Source organism: Mycobacterium sp. NGS51 (genome assembly GCF_059812525.1).
This window is the reverse complement of record NZ_JCALCV010000008.1, coordinates 199018-224666: the sequence shown is the minus strand read 5'-3', so window position 1 is coordinate 224666 and position 25649 is coordinate 199018. Positions and strand designations below refer to the sequence as shown.

Here is a 25649-nt window from a genome sequence, read left to right as displayed (position 1 = left end):
AAAGACTGTTCGACACGCTGTTCGTGTACGAAAACTATCCGATTGACGCCGACGTCCCGTTGGGCGCCGACGGATTGGTCATCACGGGATTCACCAACCGCGAATACAACCACTACCCGCTGACAGTGGAAGCGCTGCCGGGCCGTGAACTGGGTTTTCACGTCGAATACGACACCACCGTGTTCGACCCGGCCGGCATTGATGCGCTCATCGAGCGGTTGCGGCGAGTGCTGGCAGCGATAACCGCCGACCCCTCCCGTCGCCTGTCGTCGGTGGATCTGCTCGACACCAGCGAGCGAGACCTGTTGCTGTCCAAATGGTCTGGTGCCGGCGTAACAGCGCCGGTGAATGTAGCGCCGCAGTCATTGGCGGCGGCGGTGGCTGCCGACCCGGGCGCCGTGGCGGTCATCGACGGTGGCCGGCGGCTGTCGTATCGCGAACTCGATGTGTGGTCGACGCGGTTGGCGCGGGTGCTGATCGAGGCGGGGGTGGGTCCAGAGCGCGCGGTGGGCGTGGCGATGGACCGGTGTGTGGAATTGGTGGTGGCGTGGTGGGCAGTGGTGAAGGCCGGTGGGGTGTATGTGCCGGTGGATCGGGCCCATCCGATCGAGCGGATCGCTGCGGTGTTGGACGCGGCGGGGGCAGTGTGCGTATTAACCTGCGGCGCCGACGATCTCACGGCCGCTGGGCCGCGGCCGGTGCTGCGTGTCGACGGCCTGGACCTCCGCGGTCGCAGCGCGGATTCGATTGCCGACGCTGATCGGCTGGCGCCATTACACGTGGACAACACCGCGTATGTGATCTTCACGTCGGGTTCTACCGGGGTGCCCAAAGGGGTGGTGGTCAGCCACGCCGGTCTGTTGGGCTGGGCTGCGGCGCAACGCGAGAAGTCCCAATTTGGTGACGATGCGCGGGTATTGATGGTGGCCGCGCCGACCTTCGACGCGTCGATCGGCGAAATGTTGTGGGCGGCGGGGTCCGGCGCCGCAGTTGTCGTGGCACCGCCGGGCGTATATGCCGGCGAGGCGCTGACCGCGCTGCTGCAGGAGCAAGAGGTCGACGCGGCGTTTTTGACTCCGTCGGTACTGTCGTCGCTGGACCGGACCCGACTGGACGGGCTGGGCACGCTGATGGCCGGCGGGGAGGCCTGCCCGGCAGAGTTGGTCGGCGCCTGGGCGCCGGGCCGGCGCATGCTCAATGTCTACGGCCCCACCGAAACCACCATCTGGGTCACCGCCAGCGCGCCGCTGTCGCCGGACCAACCGATCAGCATCGGCACCCCGCTGCCCGGGGTCCACGCGCTGGTGCTCGATGCCTGGTTGAAGCCGGCCCCGGTGGGGGTGGTCGGTGAGCTCTATCTGGGCGGGCCCGTGCTGGCGCACGGCTACGTGGGCCGGGTCGAGTTGACCGCCGAACGGTTCGTCGCAAATCCCTTCGGGGCGGCCGGGTCTCGGATGTACCGCACCGGTGACCTGGTGCGCTGGACCTCCGCCGGCACCCTGGACTGCCTGGGGCGCGCCGACACCCAGATCAAACTACGCGGGCAGCGCATCGAACTGGGCGAAATCGAGAACACCTTGCTGACCTGCCCGCAGGTGGCCCAGGCCGCCGTCACCGTGCACGAAGGCGAGACCGGCGCACACCTGGTGGCCTACCTCATTCTCGATCCAGCCGCCACCGCCGACCACGACGTAGAGGTCGTCGACGAGTGGCAACACCTGTATGACGAGTTGTACGGCGCTGAATTGGAGGAGCCGGAATTCGGAATGGATTTCCGAGGCTGGAACAGCAGCTACACCGGTGACCCGATTCCGCTCGAGGAAATGGTGGAGTGGCGTTCGGCCACCGTGGACCGGATCCGCGGATTGAGTCCGGAGCGGGTGTTGGAGATCGGGGTCGGTTCGGGGCTGTTGCTGACGCAGGTGGCCCCGACCTGTGCCGAGTATTGGGCCACCGACTTCTCCGCGCCGACCATCAAGACCCTGCAGGAACAGGTGGCCGCACAGTCATGGGGCGACCGGGTGCGGTTGCGGGTGCAGCCGGCAGATGTGGCAGATGGGTTGCCCGACGGGCATTTCGATGTCGTGGTGCTGAACTCGGTGGTCCAGTACTTCCCGAGCGCGGGCTATCTGCTCGATGTGCTGGCAGCCGCGATGCGATTGCTGGCCCCGGGCGGGGCGGTGTTCATCGGCGATGTGCGCAACCATAGCTTGCAAGGTGCGTTCCAAACCGCGATCGCGCTGGCCCGCACGGACAGCGCCGACGCCGCCGAGATCCGCCAGCGAGTCCAACACGCACTGCGTGGTGAACCCGAATTGCTGCTGGCCCCAGAGTTTTTCACCACATGGGCCGCTGACCACTCGTCGGTGGCCGGCGTCGACGTGCAAGTCAAACGCGGATGGGCCGATAATGAGCTGACCCGGTATCGCTACGACGTCGTCGCCTACAAAACCCCCGCACCGGTGCACTCTTTGGCTACCGCGGTCACATGGACCTGGGCCCAATGCACCGACCTGCCCGGTCTGCAAACCAGGCTGGCAGCCCAACGCCCGGCCACTGTTCGCGTCACCGGTATCCCGCGCACCGGAGTGATCGCCGACGTCCATCTCGACACCACCTTGTCCGCCGGACAATCGCTGGGCGACGCGCTGGCCCAAGCTCCCGCCGACGCGGCTGTCCCGGAGGAACTGCATCGCCTCGGCGAAGCCAGCGGATACCACGTCGCGGTGACGTGGGACGCCCAACCGGGCACCCTGAACGCGGTTTTCATCGCCGCGGTCGGCCCGCATCGCGAGCACACCCCACCCCTGACCGACGTGTACCTGCCGCCCGCGGGGGCTCAGCAACGCGCGACCTACGCCAACGATCCACAGACCAACACCAAAGTCAGCGCGGTCCGTCGGCGGTTGAGCGCATGGTTGCCCGAATACATGGTGCCGCAGCACATTCTGGCCCTCGAGGAGTTCCCGTTGACCTCCTCGGGCAAGCTCGACCGAAAAGCCCTGCCGGCACCCGAGTATCAAGATGCCGATCGTTACCGCGCCCCGGTCGGTGCGGTCGAGGAGATTCTGGCCGGCATCTACGCCCAGGTGCTGGGACTGGAACGCGTTGGCGCGAATGACTCATTCTTCGATCTGGGCGGCGATTCACTCTCGGCGATGCGGTTGATCGCCGCGGTCAACACCACGCTGGACACCGACCTGTCGGTGCGCATTTTGTTCGAGGCGCCAACGGTGGCCGAGTTGGCACCCCGGATCGGCGGAGACGCAGGACGGTTGGAGCCGCTGGTAGCCAGCGAGCGGCCCGCGGCGATTCCGTTGTCCTTTGCCCAGAGTCGGTTGTGGTTCATCGACCAGTTGCAGGGGCCCTCACCGACCTACAACATTGCGGTGGCATTGCGGCTGCGCGGACACCTTGATGCCGAGGCCTTACGTGCTGCCCTAGGCGATGTAGTGGCTCGTCACGAAAGCCTCCGCACACTGTTTGCGGCACCCGAAGGGATCCCTCAGCAGGTGGTCATGCCGGCCGAGCAGGCTGGATTCGGTTGCGAGATCGTCGATGCGGCCGGATGGCCGGAAAGCCGGCTGAGTAAGGCCATCGGTGCGGCAGCACGTTACGCATTTGACTTGGGAACCGAGATCCCTTTGCGCGCACCGCTGTTTCGGGTCTCAGAGGACGAACACGTGTTGGTGGCGGTGGTGCACCACATCGCCGCCGATGGCTGGTCGATCAGGCCGCTGGCCCGCGATCTCGCGGTGGCGTATGCCAGCCGGTGCGCAGGTCAAGCCCCGGACTGCGAGCCGTTGGCCGTGCAGTACGTCGATTACACCTTGTGGCAGCGCACGCAGTTCGGCGATCTCGATGACAGCGACAGCCCGATCGCCGCGCAGGTGGCCTACTGGGAGAAAGCTTTGGCCGGCATGCCCGAGCGCTTGCAGCTGCCCACTGACCGGCCCTATCCGCCAGTGGCCGACCACCGTGGCGCCCGAGTGGCCATCGACTGGCCGGCCGAGTTGCAGCAACAGGTTCGCCGGGTGGCCCGCGAACACAACTCCACCAGTTTCATGGTGATCCAGGCCGCCTTTGCCGCGCTGCTGTCGACCATCACCGGTAGCAGCGATGTGGCGGTGGGCTTCCCGATCGCCGGGCGCCGCCTCCCGGTGCTCGACGAGCTGGTGGGCTTTTTCGTCAATACCTTGGTGTTGCGCGTCGACGTGTCGGGTGACCCCACCTTCGCCGAACTGCTGGCGCAGGTGCGGCGGCGCAGCCTGGCGGCCTACGAGCACCAGGATGTGCCCTTCGAGGTCCTGGTGGAGCGACTCAATCCCCCTCGGAGCCTCACCCATCACCCGCTGATCCAGGTCGTGTTGGGCTGGCAGAACTTCCAGGACCATGACCCCGCTGCCGGACTGGCGCTGGGTGATGTGCACGTCACGCCGGTGTCCGTCGACACCCAAACCGCCCGAATGGATCTGGCGTTTTCGATGTCAGAACGCTGGAGCGAGGCCGGGGTGCCCGCCGGGATCGGCGGGGAAGTTGAATTTCGGACGGACGTGTTCGACGCCGCCGGCATCGGGGCGCTCGTCGGGCGGCTAGAGCGGATGCTGGTGGCGATGACCGCCGACCCCGCACAGCGAGTTTCGTCGGTGAACGTGCTCGATGAGCGCGAGTACGCCCGGCTGGACAACTGGGGTAACCGGGCGGTGTTGACCCAGCCGGCAGCCCCGGTGACGGTACCGGCACTGTTCGCCGCGCAGGTGGCCCGCACCCCCGACGCGGCAGCGGTGACCTTCGAGGGCCGGTCACTGACCTACCAGGAGCTTGACGAGGCGGCTAACCGGTTGGCGCACCGGCTGGCTGCGCATGGCGCAGGCCCGGGTGCCTTTGTGGCGCTGCTGTTTTCCCGCTCCGCCGAGGCGATCACGGCGATCTTGGCGGTGCTCAAGAGCGGGGCGGCCTATCTGCCGATCGACCCTGCGCTGCCGTCGGCGCGTATCGGCTTCATGCTCACCGACGCCGAGCCGATCGCCGTGATCACCACAACGGATCTGGTCGACCGGCTCGACGGCCATGACCTCGTCGTCGTCGACGTCAACGACCCCGCTGTCGCCGCCCAGCCCGGCACTGGGTTGCCGATGCCCGCGCCGGACGACATGGCTCACCTCATCTACACCTCGGGCACCACCGGTGTTCCCAAGGGCGTGGCCGTCACTCACCACAACGTCACTCAGCTGTTCGACTCTCTGGACGCCGGCGTGCAATTGGCGCCGGGACAAGTCTGGACACAGTTCCATTCCTATGCGTTCGACTTCTCGGTGTGGGAGATCTGGGGAGCACTGCTGCACGGCGGGCGGTTGGTAATAGTGCCCGACGTGGTGGCGCGTTCACCGCACGACTTCCACGCCTTGTTGGTTGGTGAGCACGTCAGCGTGCTCACCCAGACCCCTTCGGCAGTAGGCGTGCTCTCACCCGAAGGGCTGGAGTCAGCGGCGTTGGTGATCGGTGCTGAGCCGTGCCCGCCCGAGTTGGTCGACCGGTGGGCGGCCGGGCGGCTGATGGTCAACGTCTACGGTCCGACCGAGACGACAATGTGGGCGTCGAAGAGCACCCCGTTGGCCCCGGGGACGGGGGCCCCGCCGGTCGGCTCGCCGGTGACGGGCGCGGCTTTTTTCGTGCTGGATGCTTGGTTGCGGCCGGTGCCGGCGGGCGTGGTCGGAGAGTTGTATCTGGCCGGCCGCGGTGTGGCGGTGGGGTATTGGCGGCGACCCGGGTTGGCGGCGTCGCGGTTTGTGGCCTGCCCGTTCGGGGGTGCTGGGACGCGCATGTATCGCACCGGGGATCTGGTGTGCTGGGGTCCCGATGGGCAGCTGCGCTACTTGGGCCGCGCCGACGAGCAGGTCAAAATCCGCGGATATCGCATCGAACCCGGTGAAGTGCGCTCGGCCCTGTCCGGGCTACCCGGGGTCGAGCAGGCGGTGGTGATCGCCCGCGAGGACAGACCCGGCGACAACCGACTGGTCGGTTACATCACCGGGACAACCGATCCCGCGGAGGCACGCGCCGCGCTGGCTCAGCGGCTACCGGCCTACATGGTGCCGTCGACGGTGGTCGTGCTGGATGTCCTGCCCATCACGGTCAACGGCAAACTGGACACCCGCGCGCTACCCGCACCGGAGTACCAGGACACCGGTCAGTACCGCGCGCCGGCCAGCCCCACGGAGGAGATCCTGGCCGGCATCTATGCCGAACTACTCGGAATCGAGCGGGTCGGGGCCGACGACTCGTTCTTCGAACTGGGCGGGGATTCGCTGTCCACGATGCGCCTGATCGCGGCGATCAATACCGCGCTGGACGCCGATCTTTCGGTTCGCACCGTCTTCGAAGCGCCCACAGTCGCCCAATTGGCACCGCATATCGGTCAGGGCGCTGGTCGGCTGGAGCTCATGGCGGCTGGCGAACGACCGGCGACAATTCCGTTGTCGTTCGCCCAGAGTCGGTTGTGGTTCATCGACCAGTTGCAAGGCCCGTCACCGATTTACAACATCGCGGCCGCGTTGCGCCTGCGCGGGCCGCTGGATGTCGATGCGCTGCGGGCGGCGTTGGCCGACGTCGTCGAGCGCCACGAAAGCCTGCGCACCCTGTTCCCGGCACCGCAAGGCACACCTGAGCAAGTGGTCATCCCCACCGAGCGGGTTCACCCCGGGTGTGACGTCGTTGACGCCACCGGATGGTCGGGGAGCCGGCTGGATCAGGCCGTTGACGCGGCAGCACGCTACACGTTCGACTTGGCAACTGAAATCCCGTTGCAGGCACGGCTTTTCCGCATCGCCGAGGGCGAGCACGTGCTGCTGATCGTGGTGCACCATATCGCCGCCGACGGCTGGTCGCTGAGGCCATTGGCCGCCGATTTGGGGGTGGCTTATGCCAGCCGGTGCGCCGGGCGCGCCCCGGGGTGGGCTGCGTTGGCGGTGCAGTATGTCGATTACACACTGTGGCAGCGCAGTTGGCTTGGCGACCTCGACGACAGTGACAGCCGCGTCGCTGCCGAGCTCGAGTTCTGGACGCAGGCGCTGGCTGGAATGCCCGAACGCCTCGACCTGCCCACCGATCGGCCTTACCCGCCGGTCGCGGATCATCAGGGCGCCACCGTGGCCGTGGATTGGCCGGCGGAGCTGCAGCAGCAGGTTCAGCGGGTGGCCCGCGAGCACAACGCGACCACCTTCATGGTGATGCAGGCCGCCCTGGCGATACTGCTCTCCAAGCTCAGCGCCAGTTCTGATGTGGCGGTGGGCTTTCCGATCGCCGGGCGCCGTGACCGCGCGCTCGACGAGCTGGTCGGCTTTTTCGTCAACACCTTGGTGCTGCGGATCGATCTGTCCGGTGATCCCAGCTTCGCCCAGCTGCTGGACCAGGTGCGGGCGCGCAGCCTGGAAGCCTACGAGCACCAAGACGTGCCCTTCGAAGTACTGGTGGAGCGGCTCAACCCCACCCGAAGCCTGACCCATCACCCGCTGGTCCAGGTGATGTTGGCCTGGCAGAACCTCCCTTGGCAAGACGATGACCCCGCCGCCGGGCTGACATTGGGCGACCTGGAAGTCACGCCGCTGCCGGTGGAGAGCCACACCGCCCGCATGGATCTGGTCTTTGCACTGGCCGAACGGTGGAGCCAAGCCGGTGAGCCTGCCGGAATCGGCGGCAAAGTGGAATTTCGCACCGACGTGTTCGACGCGGACAGCATCCAGGCGGTCATTGAGCGATTGCAGCGGGTGCTGCTGGCCGCGGCGGCCGATCCGACCCGGCCGCTGTCGTCGGTGGATCTGCTCGATGCGACCGAGCATGTCCGGCTGGATGAGGTGGGGAACCGAGCGGTGTTGACCGGGCCGGTGCCCGCACCGGTGTCGATTCCGACGTTGTTCGCGCAGCAGGTGGCCCGCGCACCGGAGGCAGTGGCGCTGGTAAGCGACGGTCGGTCACTGACCTACCGGGAGCTCGATGAGGCGGCGAATCGGCTGGCGCACTTGCTGGTCGGTCACGGCGCCGGCCCAGGCGAGTGCGTGGCGCTGCTGTTACCGCGGTCGGCTGAGGCGGTCATCGCGATTGTGGCGGTGCTGAAAGCCGCGGCAGCCTACCTGCCGGTCGACCCGGCGGTGCCGTCGGCGCGGATCGAGTTCATGCTTGCCGATGCCGCGCCGGTCGCCGCGATCACCACCGCCGATCTGGCCGATTTGCTCGACGGCAGTGATGTGCTGGTCGTCGACGTCAATGACCGCGCTGTCAGTGCCCAACCCAGCACCGCGCCGGGGGAACCAAGCCCGGCCGATGTCGCCTACCTCATCTACACATCCGGCACCACCGGCACTCCAAAGGGTGTGGCAATCACCCACCACAACGTGACCCAGTTGCTGGCGTCGCTGGCGGCCGGGCTACCGGCGTCGGGGGTCTGGAGCCAGAGTCATTCGCTGGCCTTCGACGTCTCGGTGTGGGAGATCTTCGGTGCGCTGTTACGCGGTGGGCGGCTGGTGGTGGTGCCCGACTCGGTGGTGCGCTCTCCGAAAGACTTGCACGACTTGCTGATCGGTGAACAGATCAGCGTCATGACCCAGACCCCGTCGGCGGTGATGGCGTTATCACCTGAAGGGCTGGAATCAACGGCGTTGGTGATGGCCGGTGAGGCATGCCCGGCCGAGGTGGTGGATCGCTGGGCGTCGGGGCGGGTGATGGTCAACGCCTATGGCCCGACCGAGACCACGATGTGTGTGGCGATCAGCGCGCCGCTGACCCCAGCGCCGGGTGTGGTGCCGATCGGGTCGCCGGTGGCCGGTGCTGCGCTGTTCGTGTTGGACGGCTCGTTGCGCCCAGTGCCTGCGGGCGTGGTCGGGGAGTTGTATGTCGCCGGCACCGGTCTGGGATACGGGTATGTGCGACGCGCGGGGTTGACCGCGTCGCGGTTCGTGGCCTGCCCCTTCGGGGCGCCTGCGACGCGCATGTATCGCACCGGTGATCTGGTGTGTTGGCGCCGCGATGGCCAGCTGCAGTATCTGGGGCGCGCGGATGAGCAGGTCAAAATTCGTGGCCACCGCATCGAACTCGGCGAAGTCCAGGCTGGCCTGAACGCGCTCGACGGGGTGGAGCAGGCGGTGGTAATCGCCCGCGACGACGGTCCCGGCGACAAACGCTTGGTCGGATACGTGACCGGCACCGCCGATCCGGCCGGGCTGCGCGCGGCGCTGGCCGACCGGTTACCGGCCTACATGGTTCCGGCCGCGGTGGTGGTACTCGACGCGCTGCCGCTGACACCCAACGGCAAACTCGACACCCGCGGCCTACCCGCACCCGAGTACGCCACCGGCGAATACCGGCCGCCCAGCACTGCAGTCGAGGAGATCCTGGCCGGCATCTACGCCCAGGTGCTCGACGTCCAGCGCGTCGGAGTCGACGACTCGTTCTTCGATCTGGGCGGAGACAGCATTTCGGCGATGCGTCTGGTCGCGGTGATCAACACGAATTTGAATGCCGCGCTTGCGGTTCGCACTGTTTTCGAGGCGCCCACCGTTGCCCAGTTAGCGCCCCGGATCGGGGAGGTCGCGGATCGGTTCGATCCGCTGACGGCGGGCGAGCGACCGGCGGTGGTCCCACTGTCGTTCGCGCAGAGCCGACTGTGGTTCTTGGATCAGTTGCAGGGGCCCTCGCCGGTTTACAACATGGCGACAGCGTTGCGGTTGGACGGACGGCTTGACGTCGAGGCGTTGGGTGCGGCACTGACGGATGTGGTGAGACGTCACGAGAGCCTGCGCACACTGTTCGTGGCATCCGACGGGATACCTCAGCAGGTGGTGGTGCCCGCCGACCGGGCCGAGCTGGATTGGCAGGTCGTCGATGCCACGGATTGGCCGACGACGCAGCTGGACGAGGCGATCGACACGGCGGCGCGTTACGCGTTTGATCTTGCCGCCGAAATTCCGCTGCGGGCAACTATTTTCCGGGTGGCCGAGCACGACCATGTGTTGGTGGCCGCAGTGCACCACATCGCCGCCGACGGCTCGTCGATCACTCCGCTGGTGCGTGATCTGGGTGTGGCGTACGCCAGCCGCTGCGCCGGGCACGCGCCGGAGTGGGCCGATTTGGCGGTGCAGTATGTCGATTACACGCTGTGGCAGCGTGCGCAGTTGGGGGACCTCGACGACAGCAGCAGTCCCATCGCCGCCCAGCTGGGCTACTGGGAAGAGGCGCTGGCCGAGATGCCCGAGCGGGTGCAACTGCCCACCGACCGGCCCTACCCACTGGTGGCCGACCAGCGCGGCGCCACCGTGACCGTAGATTGGCCCGCCGAACTGCAGCAGCAGGTTGCCCAGCTAGCCCGCGAACACAACGCGACCAGCTTCATGGTGATGCAGGCCGCCTTGGCGGTACTGCTGGCCAAGCTCAGCGCCAGTTCTGATGTGCCGGTGGGCTTCCCGATCGCCGGACGTCGCGATCCGGCACTCGATGAGCTGGTCGGCTTTTTCGTCAACACCTTGGTGCTGCGGGTCGATCTGACCGGTGATCCCAGCTTCACCGAGCTGCTGGCGCAGGTGCGCGCCCGTAGTCTGGCCGCCTACGAGCATCAAGATGTGCCCTTCGAGGTGCTGGTGGAGCGGCTCAACCCGACTCGATCGCTGACTCACCATCCGCTCGTGCAGGTGATGTTGGCCTGGCAGAACCTGCCGGGGCACACCAGCGATCCCGCCGCCGGGCTGGCCTTGGGTGATGTTCACATCGCGCCGATCCCGGTGGACACCCACACCGCCCGCATGGATTTGGTGTTCTCACTGGCCGAACGGTGGAGCGAAAACGGTGAGCCCGCGGGGATCGGCGGAACAGTCGAATTTCGCACCGATGTGTTCGACACCGCCAGCATCGCAACCCTCACCGAGCGGTTGCGCCGGGTCCTGATAGCGATGACGGCAGACCCGGCACGGTCGTTGTCATCGATGGATCTGCTCGACGAGCGCGAGCACGCCACGCTTGACGACCTCGGGAACCGGACTGCGTTAGCCGCGAATTCGCCGCTGTCCGTATCGGTTCCGACGTTGTTCGCACAGCAGGTGGCTCGCACTCCGGAGGCGGTAGCGGTGACCTGCGGGGGCCGGTCACTGACCTACCGAGAGCTGGACGAGGCCGCCAACCGGTTGGCGCAGCTGCTGGCCGGTCACGGAGCGGGCCCGGGGACGTATGTGGCGCTGCTGTTTTCGCGATCGGCTGAAGCGATCGTGGCGATCATGGCGGTACTCAAGAGCGGAGCGGCCTATCTGCCGATCGACCCGGCGCTGCCGGCGACGCGGATCGGGTTCATGCTCGAAGATGCCGCGCCGGTCGCGGTGATCACCACCGCTGACCTCGCGGCACGGCTGTCCGGTAGTGACGTGAGGGTCATTGATGTCCATGACACCGCCGTCGATGCCCAGCCCAACACCGCGCTGCCGGCGCCGGCCGCCGCAGATATCGCCTATCTCATCTACACCTCGGGGACCACCGGAGTTCCCAAAGGCGTTGCGGTTACCCATCACAACGTCACCGGGTTGTTGGCCACACTCGACGCCGGCCTGCCCAGTGTGGCGGTTTGGAGCCAATGGCATTCGTTGGCCTTCGACGTCTCGGTGTGGGAGATCCTCGGTGCGCTGCTGCATGGCGGGCGGCTGGTCGTGGTGCCCGAATCGGTAGCGGGCTCGCCGGAAGACCTGCACGCTTTGCTGGTCGCTGAACAGGTCAGCGTGCTGAGTCAGACCCCGTCGGCGGTGGGGATGCTCTCGGCTGAGGGTTTGGAGTCGACGGCGCTGGTGGTGGCCGGTGAAGCCTGCCCGGCTGAGCTGGTGGACCGCTGGGCGCCGGGGCGGGTGATGATCAACGCCTACGGTCCGACCGAGGCCACCGTGTACGCGGCGATCAGCGCGCCGCTGACGGCAGGATCGGGTGTCGTGCCGATCGGTTCGCCGGTGTCCGGCGCGGCACTGTTCGTGCTCGACGAGTGGTTGCGGCCGGCGCCTCACGGTGTGGTCGGCGAGTTGTACGTCGCCGGTGCCGGGTTGGCGTGCGGGTACGTGCGACGCGCGGGGTTGACTGCGTCGCGGTTTGTGGCCTGCCCGTTCGGCGGGGCCGGCGAACGGATGTATCGGACCGGGGATTCGGCGCGGTGGGGCACCGATGGGCAGCTGCAGTATCTGGGACGCACCGATGCGCAGGTCAAGATCCGCGGCTACCGCATCGAACTCGGCGAAGTTCAAACGGCATTGAGTGCGCTCGACGGCGTACGGCAGGCGGTGGTGATCGCCCGCGAAGACCGCCCTGGCGACAAACGGCTGGTGGGCTATGTGACCGGGACCGCCGATCCGGTCCAGGTTCGCTCCCGGCTGGCCGACCGATTGCCGGCCTATATGGTCCCGGCGGCGGTGGTGGTGCTGCAGGAGCTGCCCCTGACGCCCAACGGCAAACTCGACACCCGCGCCCTGCCGGCACCGGAATACGCCGCCGGTGAGTACCGTGCCCCGGGCACCGCGATCGAGGAGATCCTGGCCGGCATCTACGCGCAGGTACTGGGGTTGGAGCAAGTCGGAATCGACGACTCATTCTTCGACTCGGGCGGGGACAGCATCTTGGCGATGCAGGTGGTGGCGCGGGCCCGCGCCGCGGGCCTGACGTGTCGGCCGCGCGACGTCTTCGTCGAGCAGACCGTTGCCCGGCTGGCCCGAGTGGCCGAAGTGGCCGACAGCCACATCGACGACGGTGACGACGGCGTCGGCGAGGTGGTGGCCACCCCGATCCTCCGTTGGCTGGAAAGCGTGGACGGTCCGGTGGACCAGTTCAACCAGACGATGGTGCTGCAGGCGCCCGCCGGGGCCGACGAGGCCGACGTACTGATTGTGTTGCAGGCCTTGCTCGATCGCCACGCCATGTTGCGGCTGCGCGTCGACCACGACGACGCCGGTGGCTGGTCGCTGACGGCGCCCGAGCCCGGGACGGTGGCCGCCCGCGAGTGTCTGCGGTCGGTGCAGGAGTTGTCGGATGGGGTGCTGATTGAGGCGCGGTCGCGGTTGAACCCGAGCGCCGGGGTGATGCTCAGCGCACTGTGGGTAGCCGGCAGCGGTCAGCTGGCGTTGATCGTTCACCACCTGGCCGTTGATGCGGTCTCCTGGTGGATTCTGTTGGAAGACCTCAACACCGCTTGGGCTCAGCACCGCGACGGCCGTGAGGTGGTGCTGCCGGCGACCGGCACATCGTTTGCCCGGTGGGCGACGCTCCTGAGTGAACATGCTTGGGCGCCGGAAGTGGTTGAACAGCAGCAGAGTTGGCGGCAGGTGATGGCGGCGCCGGCGGCTTTGCCTGCCGTGCAGCCCGAAACCGACACGTTTGCCACCGCTGGGCATCTGTCGGTGCCGGTGGACGCCGAGATCACCCGCATGCTGCTCGGGGAGGTGCCGGCAGCGTTTCACGCCGCAGCGCACGACATTCTGCTGATCGCGTTCGGGTTGGCGGTAGCCGAGTTCGTCGGCAACGGCAGCGCCCCGATCGGTATCGACGTCGAAGGCCATGGGCGTCACGAGGAGCTGAACCCGAATGCGGACCTGTCCCACACTGTGGGCTGGTTCACCACCAAATATCCCGTCGCGCTCACCCTTGGCGGGCTGTCCTGGGCGCAGGTCGTCACAGGCGAGGCGGCGCTGGGGGCGGTGATCAAACACGCCAAAGAGCAGCTTCGCGCGCTGCCCGACAGCCTGACGTACGGTCTGTTGCGGTACCTGAACACCGACGTTGATCTTGGCGAGTACGAGCCGCCGATCGGATTCAATTATCTGGGCCGCGTGGGTATCCCGGCAGCTGACGCGTCCGGTGAGCTGTGGCGGATCGGCCCGGACGGCCTGTCGGTTGCCGGCGCGGCTACGGCAATACCCATGCCGCTGATGCACACCGTGGAGCTCAACGCTGCCGCCGTCGACACCGAATCCGGACCGCAGCTGCATGCCAATTGGACGTGGGCGCCGTCGGCGCTCGATGAAGCGCAGATCAGCCGGCTCAGCCGGTTGTGGTCCGAGGCGCTGGCCGGGATCTGCGCGCATGTACAAGACGGTGGCGGGGGATTGACGCCGTCCGATATCACTCCGGCCCGGCTCAGCCAGCACCAGATCGACGAGCTGCAGGCGCAATGCCGGATCGCCGACGTGCTACCGCTGACAGCGGTGCAGGAGGGTCTGCTCTTCCACGCAGATACTGTGCGGGGCAACGACGACCTGTACGCCGGGCAATTGGACATCAGCCTCACCGGCGCCCTCGATCCCCACCGGCTGCGCGATGCCATGCATACGGTAGTCAACCGGCACCCCAACCTGGTAGCCCGGTTCTGCCCACAGTTCGACGAGCCAGTACAGGTCATCCCGGCTGATCCGGTATTGGCGTGGCGCTACGTCGAACTCACCGAGGACGACATCGTCCACGATGAGCAGATCCAGCGGCTCTGCGCCGCTGAGCGCGCCGCGGTCTGCGACCTCGCCAAGCAACCGGCGTTTCGGGCCGTCCTGATCCGCACCGCAGCAGACCGCCACCGATTGGTGCTGACTAACCACCACATCGTGCTCGATGGCTGGTCGATGCCCATCCTGTTGGGCGAACTCTTCACCGGCTATTACGGGCAACGACTGCCCGTGGCTGCTGAGTACCGCAGCTTCGTCGCCTGGCTTGCCGCCCGCGACGCCGAGGCCGCCCGCGACGCCTGGCGCGAGGTGTTCGCCGGCTTTGACGCTCCGACGTTGGTCGGGCCTCAGGATCGGTTGGAGCCGGGACCGCGAAGCGTGAAAGCCTTTGGGCTGGCTGCTGAAATCACGCAAGCCGTCTCCGAACTGGCCCGCTCGCGTCATACCACGGTCAACATCGTGTTGCAGGGCGCATGGGCTCAGCTGTTGAGTTCGCTGACCGGCCAACAGGATGTGGCGTTCGGCACCACGGTCTCGGGACGGCCGGCCGACGTCGCCGGTGCGGAATCGATGGTGGGACTGTTGATCAACACGGTGGGAGTGCGCGCGCGCATCACCGCATCGACGACCACCGCCGACCTGCTGGACCAGCTGCAGGGCGCCTACAACAACACGCTTGAGCACCAGCACGTGGCGCTCAGCGAGATCCACCGGATCACCGGTCAGGACACGCTGTTCGACACGCTTTTCGCGTTCGAGAACTACCCGATCGACAGCGGCGCGTTACTGGGTGACCACGAGTTCGCCATCACCGATGTCACCAGCCGCGAATCCACCCACTACCCGTTGACGATGCAAGCCCAGCCGGGCCACGAACTACGCCTACGCGTCGAATACGACGCCGATGTGTTCGACGCCGCCAGTATCGAGGCATTGGCCGGGCGGTTGCAGCGAGTGTTGGTGGCGATGATTGCCGATCCGGCACAGCCGTTGTCGTCGATGGATCTGCTCGACGAGCGCGAGCATGCCCGGCTTGATGCGCTCGGCAACCGGGCGGTGTTGACCCGACCGGTGGTGCCGGTGTCGATTCCGGCATTGTTCGCACAGCAGGCGGCCCGCACCCCCGAGGCGGTGGCGGTGACGTGCGAGGGCCGGTCACTGACCTACCGGGAGCTGGACGAGGCAGCCAACAGGTTGGCGCAGCTGCTGGCTGGGCGCGGGGTGGGCCCGGGTGAGTCTGTGGCGCTGCTGTTTTCGCGTTCCGCTGAGGCGATCGTGGCGATTCTGGCGGCGCTGAAGAGCGGGGCGGCCTATCTGCCGGTCGACCCGGCCCTGCCGGCGGCCCGGATCGAATTCATGCTCGCCGACGCGGCGCCGATCGCAGCGATCACCACCGCTGAGTTGGCTGATCGGTTCGACGGGCACGAGCTGGAGATCATCGATGTCCATGACCCCGCCGTCGCCATCCAACCCAGCACGGCGCCGTCGGCGCCGAACCCGGACGACATCGCCTACTTCATCTACACCTCCGGTACCACGGGAGTCCCCAAAGGCGTGGCGGTCACCCATCACAACGTGACACGGCTGTTCGACTCACTGGAGGCGGGGCCAGAACTCGGGCCGGGACAGGTGTGGACGCAGTGCCACTCCTACGCCTTCGACTACTCGGTGTGGGAGATCTGGGGTGCACTGCTGCACGGCGGCCGGCTGGTGGTCGTTCCCGAAACGGTGGCCCGCTCCCCGGAGAACCTCCACGATCTGCTGGTCGCCGAACAGGTCACCGTGTTGAGTCAAACCCCTTCTGCGATAGGCATGTTGTCGCCCGAGGGACTGGATTCGGCGGCGCTGGTGATCGCCGCGGAGGCGTGCCCGACCGAGTTGGTGGACCGGTGGGCGCCCGGTCGGGTGATGATCAACGGCTATGGCCCGACCGAGACGACGGTGTATGCGTCGGTCAGCTCGTTGACCGCGGGGTCGGGTGTGGTGCCGATCGGTTCGCCGGTGCCGGGGGCGGCGTTGTTCGTGTTGGACGGCTGGTTGCGCCCGGTACCCCCCGGGGTGGCCGGTGAGTTGTATGTGGCCGGCGCCGGGGTGGCATGTGGGTACGTGCGCCGCGGGGGATTGACCGCGTCGCGCTTTGTGGCCTGTCCGTTCGGGGATGCCGCAGCGCCGGGGACCCGCATGTATCGCACCGGCGATCTGGTGTGTTGGGCCACTGATGGGCAGTTGCTGTATCTGGGCCGCGCCGATGAGCAAGTCAAGATTCGTGGCTACCGCATCGAACTCGGCGAAGTCCAGGCAGCCCTGAATGCTCTCGACGGCGTGGATCAGGCGGTGGTGATCGCCCGCGAGGACCGCCCCGGTGACAAACGCCTGGTCGGTTATCTCACCGGCACCGCCGACCCGGCCGAGGCGCGCGGCCACCTAGCGCAGCGGCTCCCGGCCTATATGGTGCCGGTCGCGGTAGTGGCGTTAGACGCACTGCCGTTGACGGTCAACGGCAAACTCGACACCAGGGCCCTACCGGCGCCGGAATACCGGGGCACCGATCATTACCGCGCCCCGGCCAACCCCACCGAGGAGACGCTGGCCGGCATCTATGCCGAGGTACTCGGACTCAACCGCGTTGGGGTCGACGACTCGTTCTTCGATCTGGGCGGGGACAGCATTTCGGCGATGCGCCTGATCGCGGCGATCAATGCCGCTCTGGACGGCGATCTTTCGGTACGTGCCGTGTTCGAGGCGCCCACGGTCGCCCTGTTGGCGCGCAGCGTCGGTGAGGGCGCGGGGCGGCTGCCGCACATAGCTGCGGGTGAGCGTCCCGCGGTGGTCCCGTTGTCGTTTGCCCAAACCCGGTTGTGGCTCCTAGACCAGTTGCAGGGGCCCTCACCGGTGTACAACATCCCGGTGTCATTGCGGCTGCGCGGCCAGCTTGATGCCCAGGCGTTGCGTGCGGCATTGGCCGATGTGGTCGGCCGTCACGAAAGCCTGCGAACGCTGTTCCCAGCGCCGCAGGGTACGCCTCAGCAGGTGGTTATCCCGGTTGAGCGGGCCGACTTCGGCTGGCAGCACGTCGATGCCAGCACGTGGACGGCCAGCCGGCTGGCTGAGGCCATCAGCGAGACGGCACGTCACACGTTTGACCTGGCCACTGAGATTCCGTTGCGGGCCAGGCTTTTCCAGATAGCCGACGACGAACATGTGCTGGCGGCAGTAGTCCACCACATCGCCGCCGACGGCTCGTCGATCACTCCGCTGGTGCGTGATCTGGGTGTGGCGTACGCCAGTCGGTGTGCGGGCCAAGCCCCGGGCTGGGCCGATTTGGCGGTGCAGTATGTCGATTACACGCTGTGGCAGCGCGCCCAGCTTGGCGAACTCGATGACAGCAGCAGTCCCATTGCCGCCCAGCTGGGCTACTGGGAAGAGGCATTGGCCGGGATGCCCGAACGGCTGCAGTTGCCCACCGACCGGCCCTACCCATTGGTGGCTGATCAGCGCGGCGCGACTGTGGCGGTGGATTGGCCGGCGGAGTTGCAGCAGAATGTTGCTCGGGTGGCCCGTGAGCATAACGCCACCAGCTTCATGGTGATGCAGGCTGCTTTGGCGGCGCTGTTGTCCAACGTCAGCATGAATTCTGATGTGGCGGTTGGCTTCCCGATCGCTGGCCGTCGTGATCCGGCACTCGATGAGCTGGTGGGCTTTTTCGTCAATACGTTGGTGCTGCGGGTCGATGTGACCGGTGATCCCAGCTTCGCCGAGCTGCTGGCGCAGGTGCGGTCGCGCAGTCTGGCCGCCTACGAGCATCAAGACGTGCCCTTCGAGGTGCTGGTGGAGCGGCTCAACCCGACTCGGTCCCTGGCCCATCATCCGCTCGTGCAGGTGATGTTGGCCTGGCAGAACTTCGGCGGGCGCAGCGATGATGCCGCCGCCGCGCCGGCCCTGGGCGACCTGCGCGTCACGTCGATGCCGACCGATACCCAGTCGGCTCGCATGGATTTGGTGTTTTCACTGGCCGAGCGGTGGAGCGAGGCCGGTGAGCCCGCCGGGATCGGCGGCAGGGTGGAATTCCGCACCGATGTGTTCGACGCTCCCAGCATCGAGATGCTCGCGGAGCGGTTGCGCCGTGTGTTGATGGCCATGACGGCCGATCCGACACGGTCGTTGTCGTCGATGGACCTGCTCGACCAGGCTGAGCATGCCCGGCTTGACGACCTCGGGAACCGGGCTGCGTTGACCGCGAATTCGCCGGCACCGGTGTCGATTCCGATGTTGTTCGCACAGCAGGTGGCTCGGGCTCCGGAGGCGGTGGCGGTGACGTGCCAGGGCCGGTCATTGACGTACCGCGAACTCGATGAGGCCGCCAGCCGGTTAGCGCAGCTGTTGGTCGGTCACGGAGCCGGTCCGGGACAGTGCGTGGCGCTGCTGTTTTCGCGTTCGGCTGAGGCGATCGTGGCGATCATGGCGGTGCTGAAGAGCGGGGCGGCCTACCTGCCGATCGACTCGGCGCTGCCGGCGGCGCGGATCGGGTTCATGCTCGAGGATGCCGCGCCGGTCGCTGCGGTTACCACCGCTGAACTTGCTGGGCGATTCGATGGGTTCGTTGACATTGCGGTGATCGATGTCGATGAGCTCGCTATCGACGCCCAGCTCAACACAGCACTACCGGTGCCGGACCCACGGGACATCGCCTACATCATCTACACCTCAGGCACTACCGGGGTGCCCAAAGGGGTCGCGATCGCTCACCACAACGTCGTCCAACTGTTGGCGACGCTGGACGCCGGCCTGCCGGTGACCGGTGTGTGGTCGCAGTGTCATTCGCTGGTCTTCGACGTTTCGGCATGGGAGATCTTCGGCGCACTTTTACACGGCGGGCGCCTCGTGGTGGCGCCCGAGGAGGTGGCACGCTCACCGAAAGACCTCTCCGAGTTACTGGTTGCCGAGCAGGTCACCATGATCACCCAAACCCCTTCTGCCGTAGGAATGTTGGCGCCTGATGGGCTGGACGCGGCGACGCTCATGGTGGCCGGGGAGCCCTGCCCGGCCGAGGTGGTGGAACGGTGGGCGCCGGGCCGGGTGATGGTCAACGCCTACGGCCCGACCGAGACGACGATGTGCGTGGCGATCAGTGCGCCGTTGACCGCGGGGTCGGCGGTGGTGCCGATCGGTTCACCGGTGCCGGGCGCCGCCTTGTTTGTGTTGGACAACTGGTTGCGGCCAGTGGCCTCCGGTGTGGTCGGCGAGTTGTATGTGGCCGGTGCGGGGGTCGGCTGCGGGTACGTGCGGCGGGGTCCGTTGACGGCGTCGCGCTTTGTGGCCTGCCCGTTCGGGGAGTCCGGCGAACGGATGTATCGCACCGGGGATTTGGCGCGGTGGGGCAGCGATGGGCAGCTGCAGTATTTGGGGCGCGCCGACGAGCAGGTCAAGGTTCGCGGCTACCGCATCGAACTCGGCGAAGTCCAGGCAGCCTTGTACGCGGTAGACGGCGTGCAGCAGGCGGTGGTGATCGCGCGCGAGGACCGGCCCGGCGACAAGCGCCTGGTGGGTTATGTGACCGGGGCTGCCGACCCGGCCCAGGCGCGCCGTGCGCTGGCGCAGCGGTTGCCGGCCTACATGGTGCCGGTCGCTGTGGTGGTGTTGGATGCTCTGCCGTTGACGCCCAACGGCAAACTCGACGCCCGCGCGCTGCCCGCCCCGGAGTATCGCGACGTTGACCGGTATCGCGCTCCGGGCAATGCAATTGAGGAGATTCTGGCCGGCATCTACGCCCAGGTGTTGGGGCTGGAGCGAGTCGGCGTCGACGACTCGTTCTTCGAGCTGGGTGGGGACAGCATTTTGTCGATGCAGGTGGTGACGCTGGCCCGCGCCGCAGGCCTGACGTGTCGGCCGCGCGATGTTTTCGTCGAGCAAACGGTGGCAAGGCTGGCGGTAGTGGCCGCGGTGTCCGACGGCGGCATTGACGACGGTGATGACGGCGTCGGCGAGGTGGCGGCCACTCCGATCATCCGGTGGCTGGAAAGCGTGGATGGTCCCGTCGAGCAGTTCAACCAGACGATGGCGCTGCTGGCTCCCGCCGGCGTCGACGAGGCCGACGTACTGATTGCGTTGCAGGTCTTGCTGGATCGCCATGCCATGTTGCGGCTGCGCGTCGACCGCGACGAGGCCGGTCGCTGGTCACTGACGGTGCCTGAGCCCGGGGCGGTCGATGCTCGCAGCTGCCTGCAGTCGGTGCAGGAGCTGTCGGATGCGGCAGTGATTGACGCGCGGTCGCGGTTGAACCCGACCGCCGGGGTGATGCTCAGCGCGCTGTGGGTAGCCGACAGCGGTCAGCTGGTGTTGACTGTTCACCACTTGGCCGTCGATGCGGTGTCGTGGTGGATCCTGTTGGAGGACCTCAATATCGCCTGGGCTCAGCAGCACAGCGGACAGCCGGTGGCATTGCGGGCGACCGGCACATCGTTTGCCCGGTGGGCGGCGATTCTGCGTGAGTACGCTCGGACACCGAAAGTAGTGGCCGCAGAGCAGATGTGGCGGCAGGTGGCGGCGACGCCGACAGTCTTGCCCGCTGTGCGGCCCGAAACCGACACGTATGCCACCGCGGGGCACCTGTCGGTGTCGCTGGATGACGTTGAGACCACCAGGATGCTGCTGGCCGAGGTGCCCGTGGCGTTTCGCGCCGGGATACACGACATTCTGCTGATTGCGTTCGGGTTGGCGGTGGCCGAGTTTTCCGGCAGCGGCAACGCCCCGATCGGTATTGACGTCGAGAGTCACGGCCGCCGTGAGGAATTGGGCTCCAATATCGACTTGTCTCACACGGTGGGGTGGTTCACCGCGAAATATCCGGTGTCGCTGGCCCTTGGCGGGCTGTCCTGGGCACAGGTGGTCGCCGGCGAAGCGGCGCTGGGAGCGGTGATCAAAGACGCCAAAGAGCAGCTTCGCGCCCTGCCCGACGGACTGACTTACGGTGTGCTGCGCTATGTGAACGCCGATGTCGATCTGGGCGGCTCCGACCCGCTGATCGGGTTCAACTACTTCGGGCGTTCGGGTGCGGCGGCCGGCGAGACTGGGGACGGCTGGCGAATCTGTCCGGACGGCTCCTCGATCACCGGCGCCGCGACGGCGACATCGATGCCGCTGATGCACACGGTGGAACTCAACGCCGGCACCGTCGACACCCAGGCGGGTCCGCATCTCCACGCCGACTGGGCATGGGCGGTCTCGGCGCTCGATGAAGCGCAGATCAGCCGGTTGAGCCAACTGTGGTTTGAGGCTTTGACCGGTATCTGCGCGCATGTGCGAGCCGGTGGCGGCGGGCTGACCCCGTCGGATATCGCGCCGGCGCGGCTCAGCCAACGCGAGATCGACGAGTTGCAACACAACTATGACGTCGCCGATATCTTGCCGTTGACACCGTTGCAGCAGGGCCTGCTGTTCCATGCCACCGCACAGGACAGTGAGGACGACCTCTATGCGGTACAGCTGAACGTCGCGCTGAGCGGTCGGCTCGACAGCAACCGTCTACGCGATGCGATGGACACCGCGGCTAAGCGGCACCCGAACCTGGTGGCCCGGTTCTGCCGACACTTCGACGCGCCGGTGCAGATCCTCCCGGATGATCCCGCGGTGGGGTGGCGCTACGTCGAACTCGACGACGAGGACCTCGACGGCGATGAGCAGATCCAACAGCTTTGCGCCGCAGAGCGTGCCGCGGTTTACGACCTCGCCGACCAACCGGCCATGCGCGCGGCTGTGATTCGCACCGCAGCCAACCGGCACCGATTGGTGCTGACAATTCACCACGTCGTGCTCGACGGCTGGTCGCTGCCGATCCTGTTGGGCGAGATATTCGCGAGCTTCACCGGGCAGCCGCTGCCTGCGACGGTCTCGTATCGGACATTCCTTACCTGGCTGGCCGGCCGGGACCTCGATGCCGCCCGCACCGCCTGGGCCGAGGCGTTCGCCGGCTTTGACGCCCCCACATTGGTCGGCCCCCCGCACCCACGGCGACTGGGTGCCCGCGGCGTCATCGCCGGTCGGGTGTCCGCCGAGACCACCCACGCGCTCAGCGAGTTGGCGCGGTCGCGTCAAACCACTGTCAACGTCGTACTGCAGAGCGCCTGGGCGCTGCTGCTCGCGTCATTGACCGGTCAGCACGATGTCGCGTTCGGCACCACGGTCTCGGGTCGGCCGGCCGAGTTGGCCGGTGTCGAATCGATGGTCGGGTTGTTGATCAACACGGTGCCGGTACGGGCTCGCATCACGTCGACAACGACCACCGCAGATCTGCTGGATCAGTTGCAAGGCGCGTACAACGACACGTTCGAGCATCATCATCTGGCGCTCAGCGAGATCCACCGCGTCACCGGTCAGGAGAAGCTGTTCGACACGCTTTTCGCCTACGAGAACTATCCGATCGACACCGGTGCGTTGTTGGGCGACAGCGAGTTAGCCGTCACCGACTCCACCATCTCCGAATACAACCATTACCCGTTGACGGTGCAGGCCCAGCCGGGTCGGGAACTGGGGCTGCGCGTCGAATACGACACCGAGGTGTTCGACGCCTCCGGCATCGACGCGTTGATCGGGCGGTTGCAGCGGGTGTTGACGGCCATGACGGCCGATCCGACCCGCCCGTTGGCGTCGGTGGATGTACTCGATGCGGCCGAGCATGCCCGGCTGGATGAGATCGGGAACCGGGCGGTGTTGGCTCACTCGACGAGCGCGCCGATGTCGATTCCGGAGTTGTTGGCCGAGCAGCTGGCCCGCACCGCCGATGCGGTCGCAGTGACGTGCCAGGGGGAGTCGATCACGTATCGAAAGCTCGCCGAGGCGTCGAACCGGCTGGCGCACGTGTTGGCCAGTCGCGGCGCGGGCCCGGGAGAGTGCGTGGGGTTGCTGTTGTCGCGCTCAGTCGACGCGATCGTGGCGATGTTGGCGGTGCTCGAAAGCGGGGCGGCGTATCTGCCGATCGATCCGACGCTGCCCGCGGCGCGGGTCGGGTTCATGCTCGGCGATGCTGCGCCGGTGGCGGTGATCACCACCGCCGAGTTGGCTGACCGACTCGACGAATTCGGCGTCGTGGTCGTGGATGTCGATGATGCTGTTGACACCCCGCCGGGCACGGCATTGCCGGTGCCGGACCCTGATGACGCCGCGTATGTGATCTACACCTCGGGCACCACCGGGGTGCCCAAGGGCGTCGCGGTCACCCATCGCAATGTGATGCAACTGTTGGCGTCGTTGGATGCCGGCTTGCCGGCGGCCAGGGTGTGGTCGCAGTGTCATTCGCTGGCCTTCGATGTTTCGGTGTGGGAGATCTTCGGTGCGCTGTTGGGTGGCGGGCGGCTGGTGATCGTGCCCGACGCGGTAGCGCGCTCGCCGCACGAGTTGCACGATGTGCTGGTTGCCGAGCATGTCAGTGTGCTGACCCAGACTCCGTCGGCGGTTGCGGCGTTGCCGCAGCAGGGACTGGACTCCACGGCGCTGGTGATGGCCGGTGAGCCCTGTCCGGTCGAGGTGGTGGATCAGTGGGCGCCGGGCCGGGTGATGGTCAATGCTTACGGCCCCACCGAGACCACGATGTGTGTGGCGATCAGCGCGCCGTTGACCGCGGGGTTGGACATGGTGCCGATCGGTTCGCCGGTGCCGGAGGCGGCGTTGTTTGTCTTGGATGGGTGGTTGCGGCCGGTGCCGGCCGGTGTGGTCGGCGAGTTGTATGTGGCCGGCGCCGGGGTGGCGCGCGGCTACGTGGGCCGGAATTCGTTGACCGCGAATCGGTTTGTGGCGTGCCCGTTCGGGGAGTCCGGGGAACGGATGTATCGCACCGGGGATCTGGTGCGTTGGGGTGCGGATAGGCAGCTGCAGTATGCGGGGCGTGCCGACGAGCAGGTCAAGGTCCGCGGCTACCGCATCGAACTCGGCGAAGTCCAAGCGGCCCTCAACGCACTCGATGGGGTGGATCAGGCGGTGGTGGTCGCCCGTGAGGACCGCCCCGGCGACAAACGGCTGGTCGGTTATGTGACCGGCAACGCCGACCCGGCCGAGGCGCGCGGTCAACTGTCGCAACGGCTACCGGCCTACATGGTGCCGGCGGCGGTGGTGGCGTTGCAGGCGCTGCCGCTGACCCCGAACGGCAAACTCGACAGCCGTGCGCTGCCGGCACCCGAATACACCGCGACGACGTATCGCGCTCCGGCTAACCGGACCGAAGAAATCCTGGCCGCCACCTATGCCCAGGTACTCGGCCTCGAGCGGGTCGGGGTCGACGACTCATTCTTCGACCTGGGTGGCGACAGCATTTCAGCGATGCGCCTGATCGCGGCGATCAATCTTGCGCTGGATACCGACGTCGCGGTGCGCATGTTGTTCGACGCGCCCTCGGTGAGAAGTTTGAGCCGGCAGATGGGCAGCCGGGCCAGGTCGGTGGAAGTGGCACCAGTTCAGATCCTCCGGAAAGGTACCGGCGTTCCGCTGTGCTGTATCCATGACGGTCTCGGGCTGAGCTGGCGGTATCGGGCGCTGGGCGATTATCTGGACTGCCCGATCATCGGCATTCAACAAGCCCAGCAAAATGGCGAGCCTGATGCCGGATCGATTCGTGAGATGGCGCAAAACTATGCCGACCGGCTCCAAGCGGTTTATCCGACCGGGCCCTATAACATCCTCGGCTGGTCTTTTGGCGGCGTGGTCGCCCACGAGCTTGCCATCGAGCTCCGTCGACGCGGATGCGTAGTCCGACGTCTTGTCCTGCTCGATGCCGCATCGAACGGGAGCGGAAAAGCCACCAGCAATGGGGCCGTAGACGAGAGTCGCCTGCTGGACCGCATCTTGCGGAGCAATCGGATACCTATTCCGGCCCAGCCTGAACCGCTGACCTATCGACAAGTAGAGGAATTAATTCACCAACAGGAAGTGGCTGAATATCCTCTTCCGCCCAGACCGCTGCTGAAGTTCATCGTCGAAAGTGCTAACGCCAACCGGATGCATCTGTTGGAGCATGTGCCTGCCGTGTTTGACGGCGATATGTTCCTCTTTTCCGCTTCCCGAAACGGAAATGGGAACGGTTCATCCAAGCTGCAAAGCTGGCGCCCGTATGTGGCCGGGGACATCACCGAGCAGTCGGTTGACTGTGCGCATCACGAGATGTTGGATAGCGAACCGCTCAACGCGTATGCCAAACGACTCAAGCTGTTGCTGCAAACCTAA

1 protein-coding gene (running past one end of the window) is annotated in these 25649 nt (G+C 66.7%); it reads left to right on the top strand.

What is annotated here, in order from left to right; all coding sequences use genetic code 11:
- Window positions 1–25649: the 3' portion of a non-ribosomal peptide synthase/polyketide synthase gene (locus AC5Y5W_RS12695; protein ID WP_500022320.1), read on the top strand. Its footprint begins 5536 nt before the window's first position; 25649 of the gene's 31185 nt are visible here — the last part of the coding sequence; its start codon lies off the left edge, out of view; the stop codon is at window positions 25647–25649.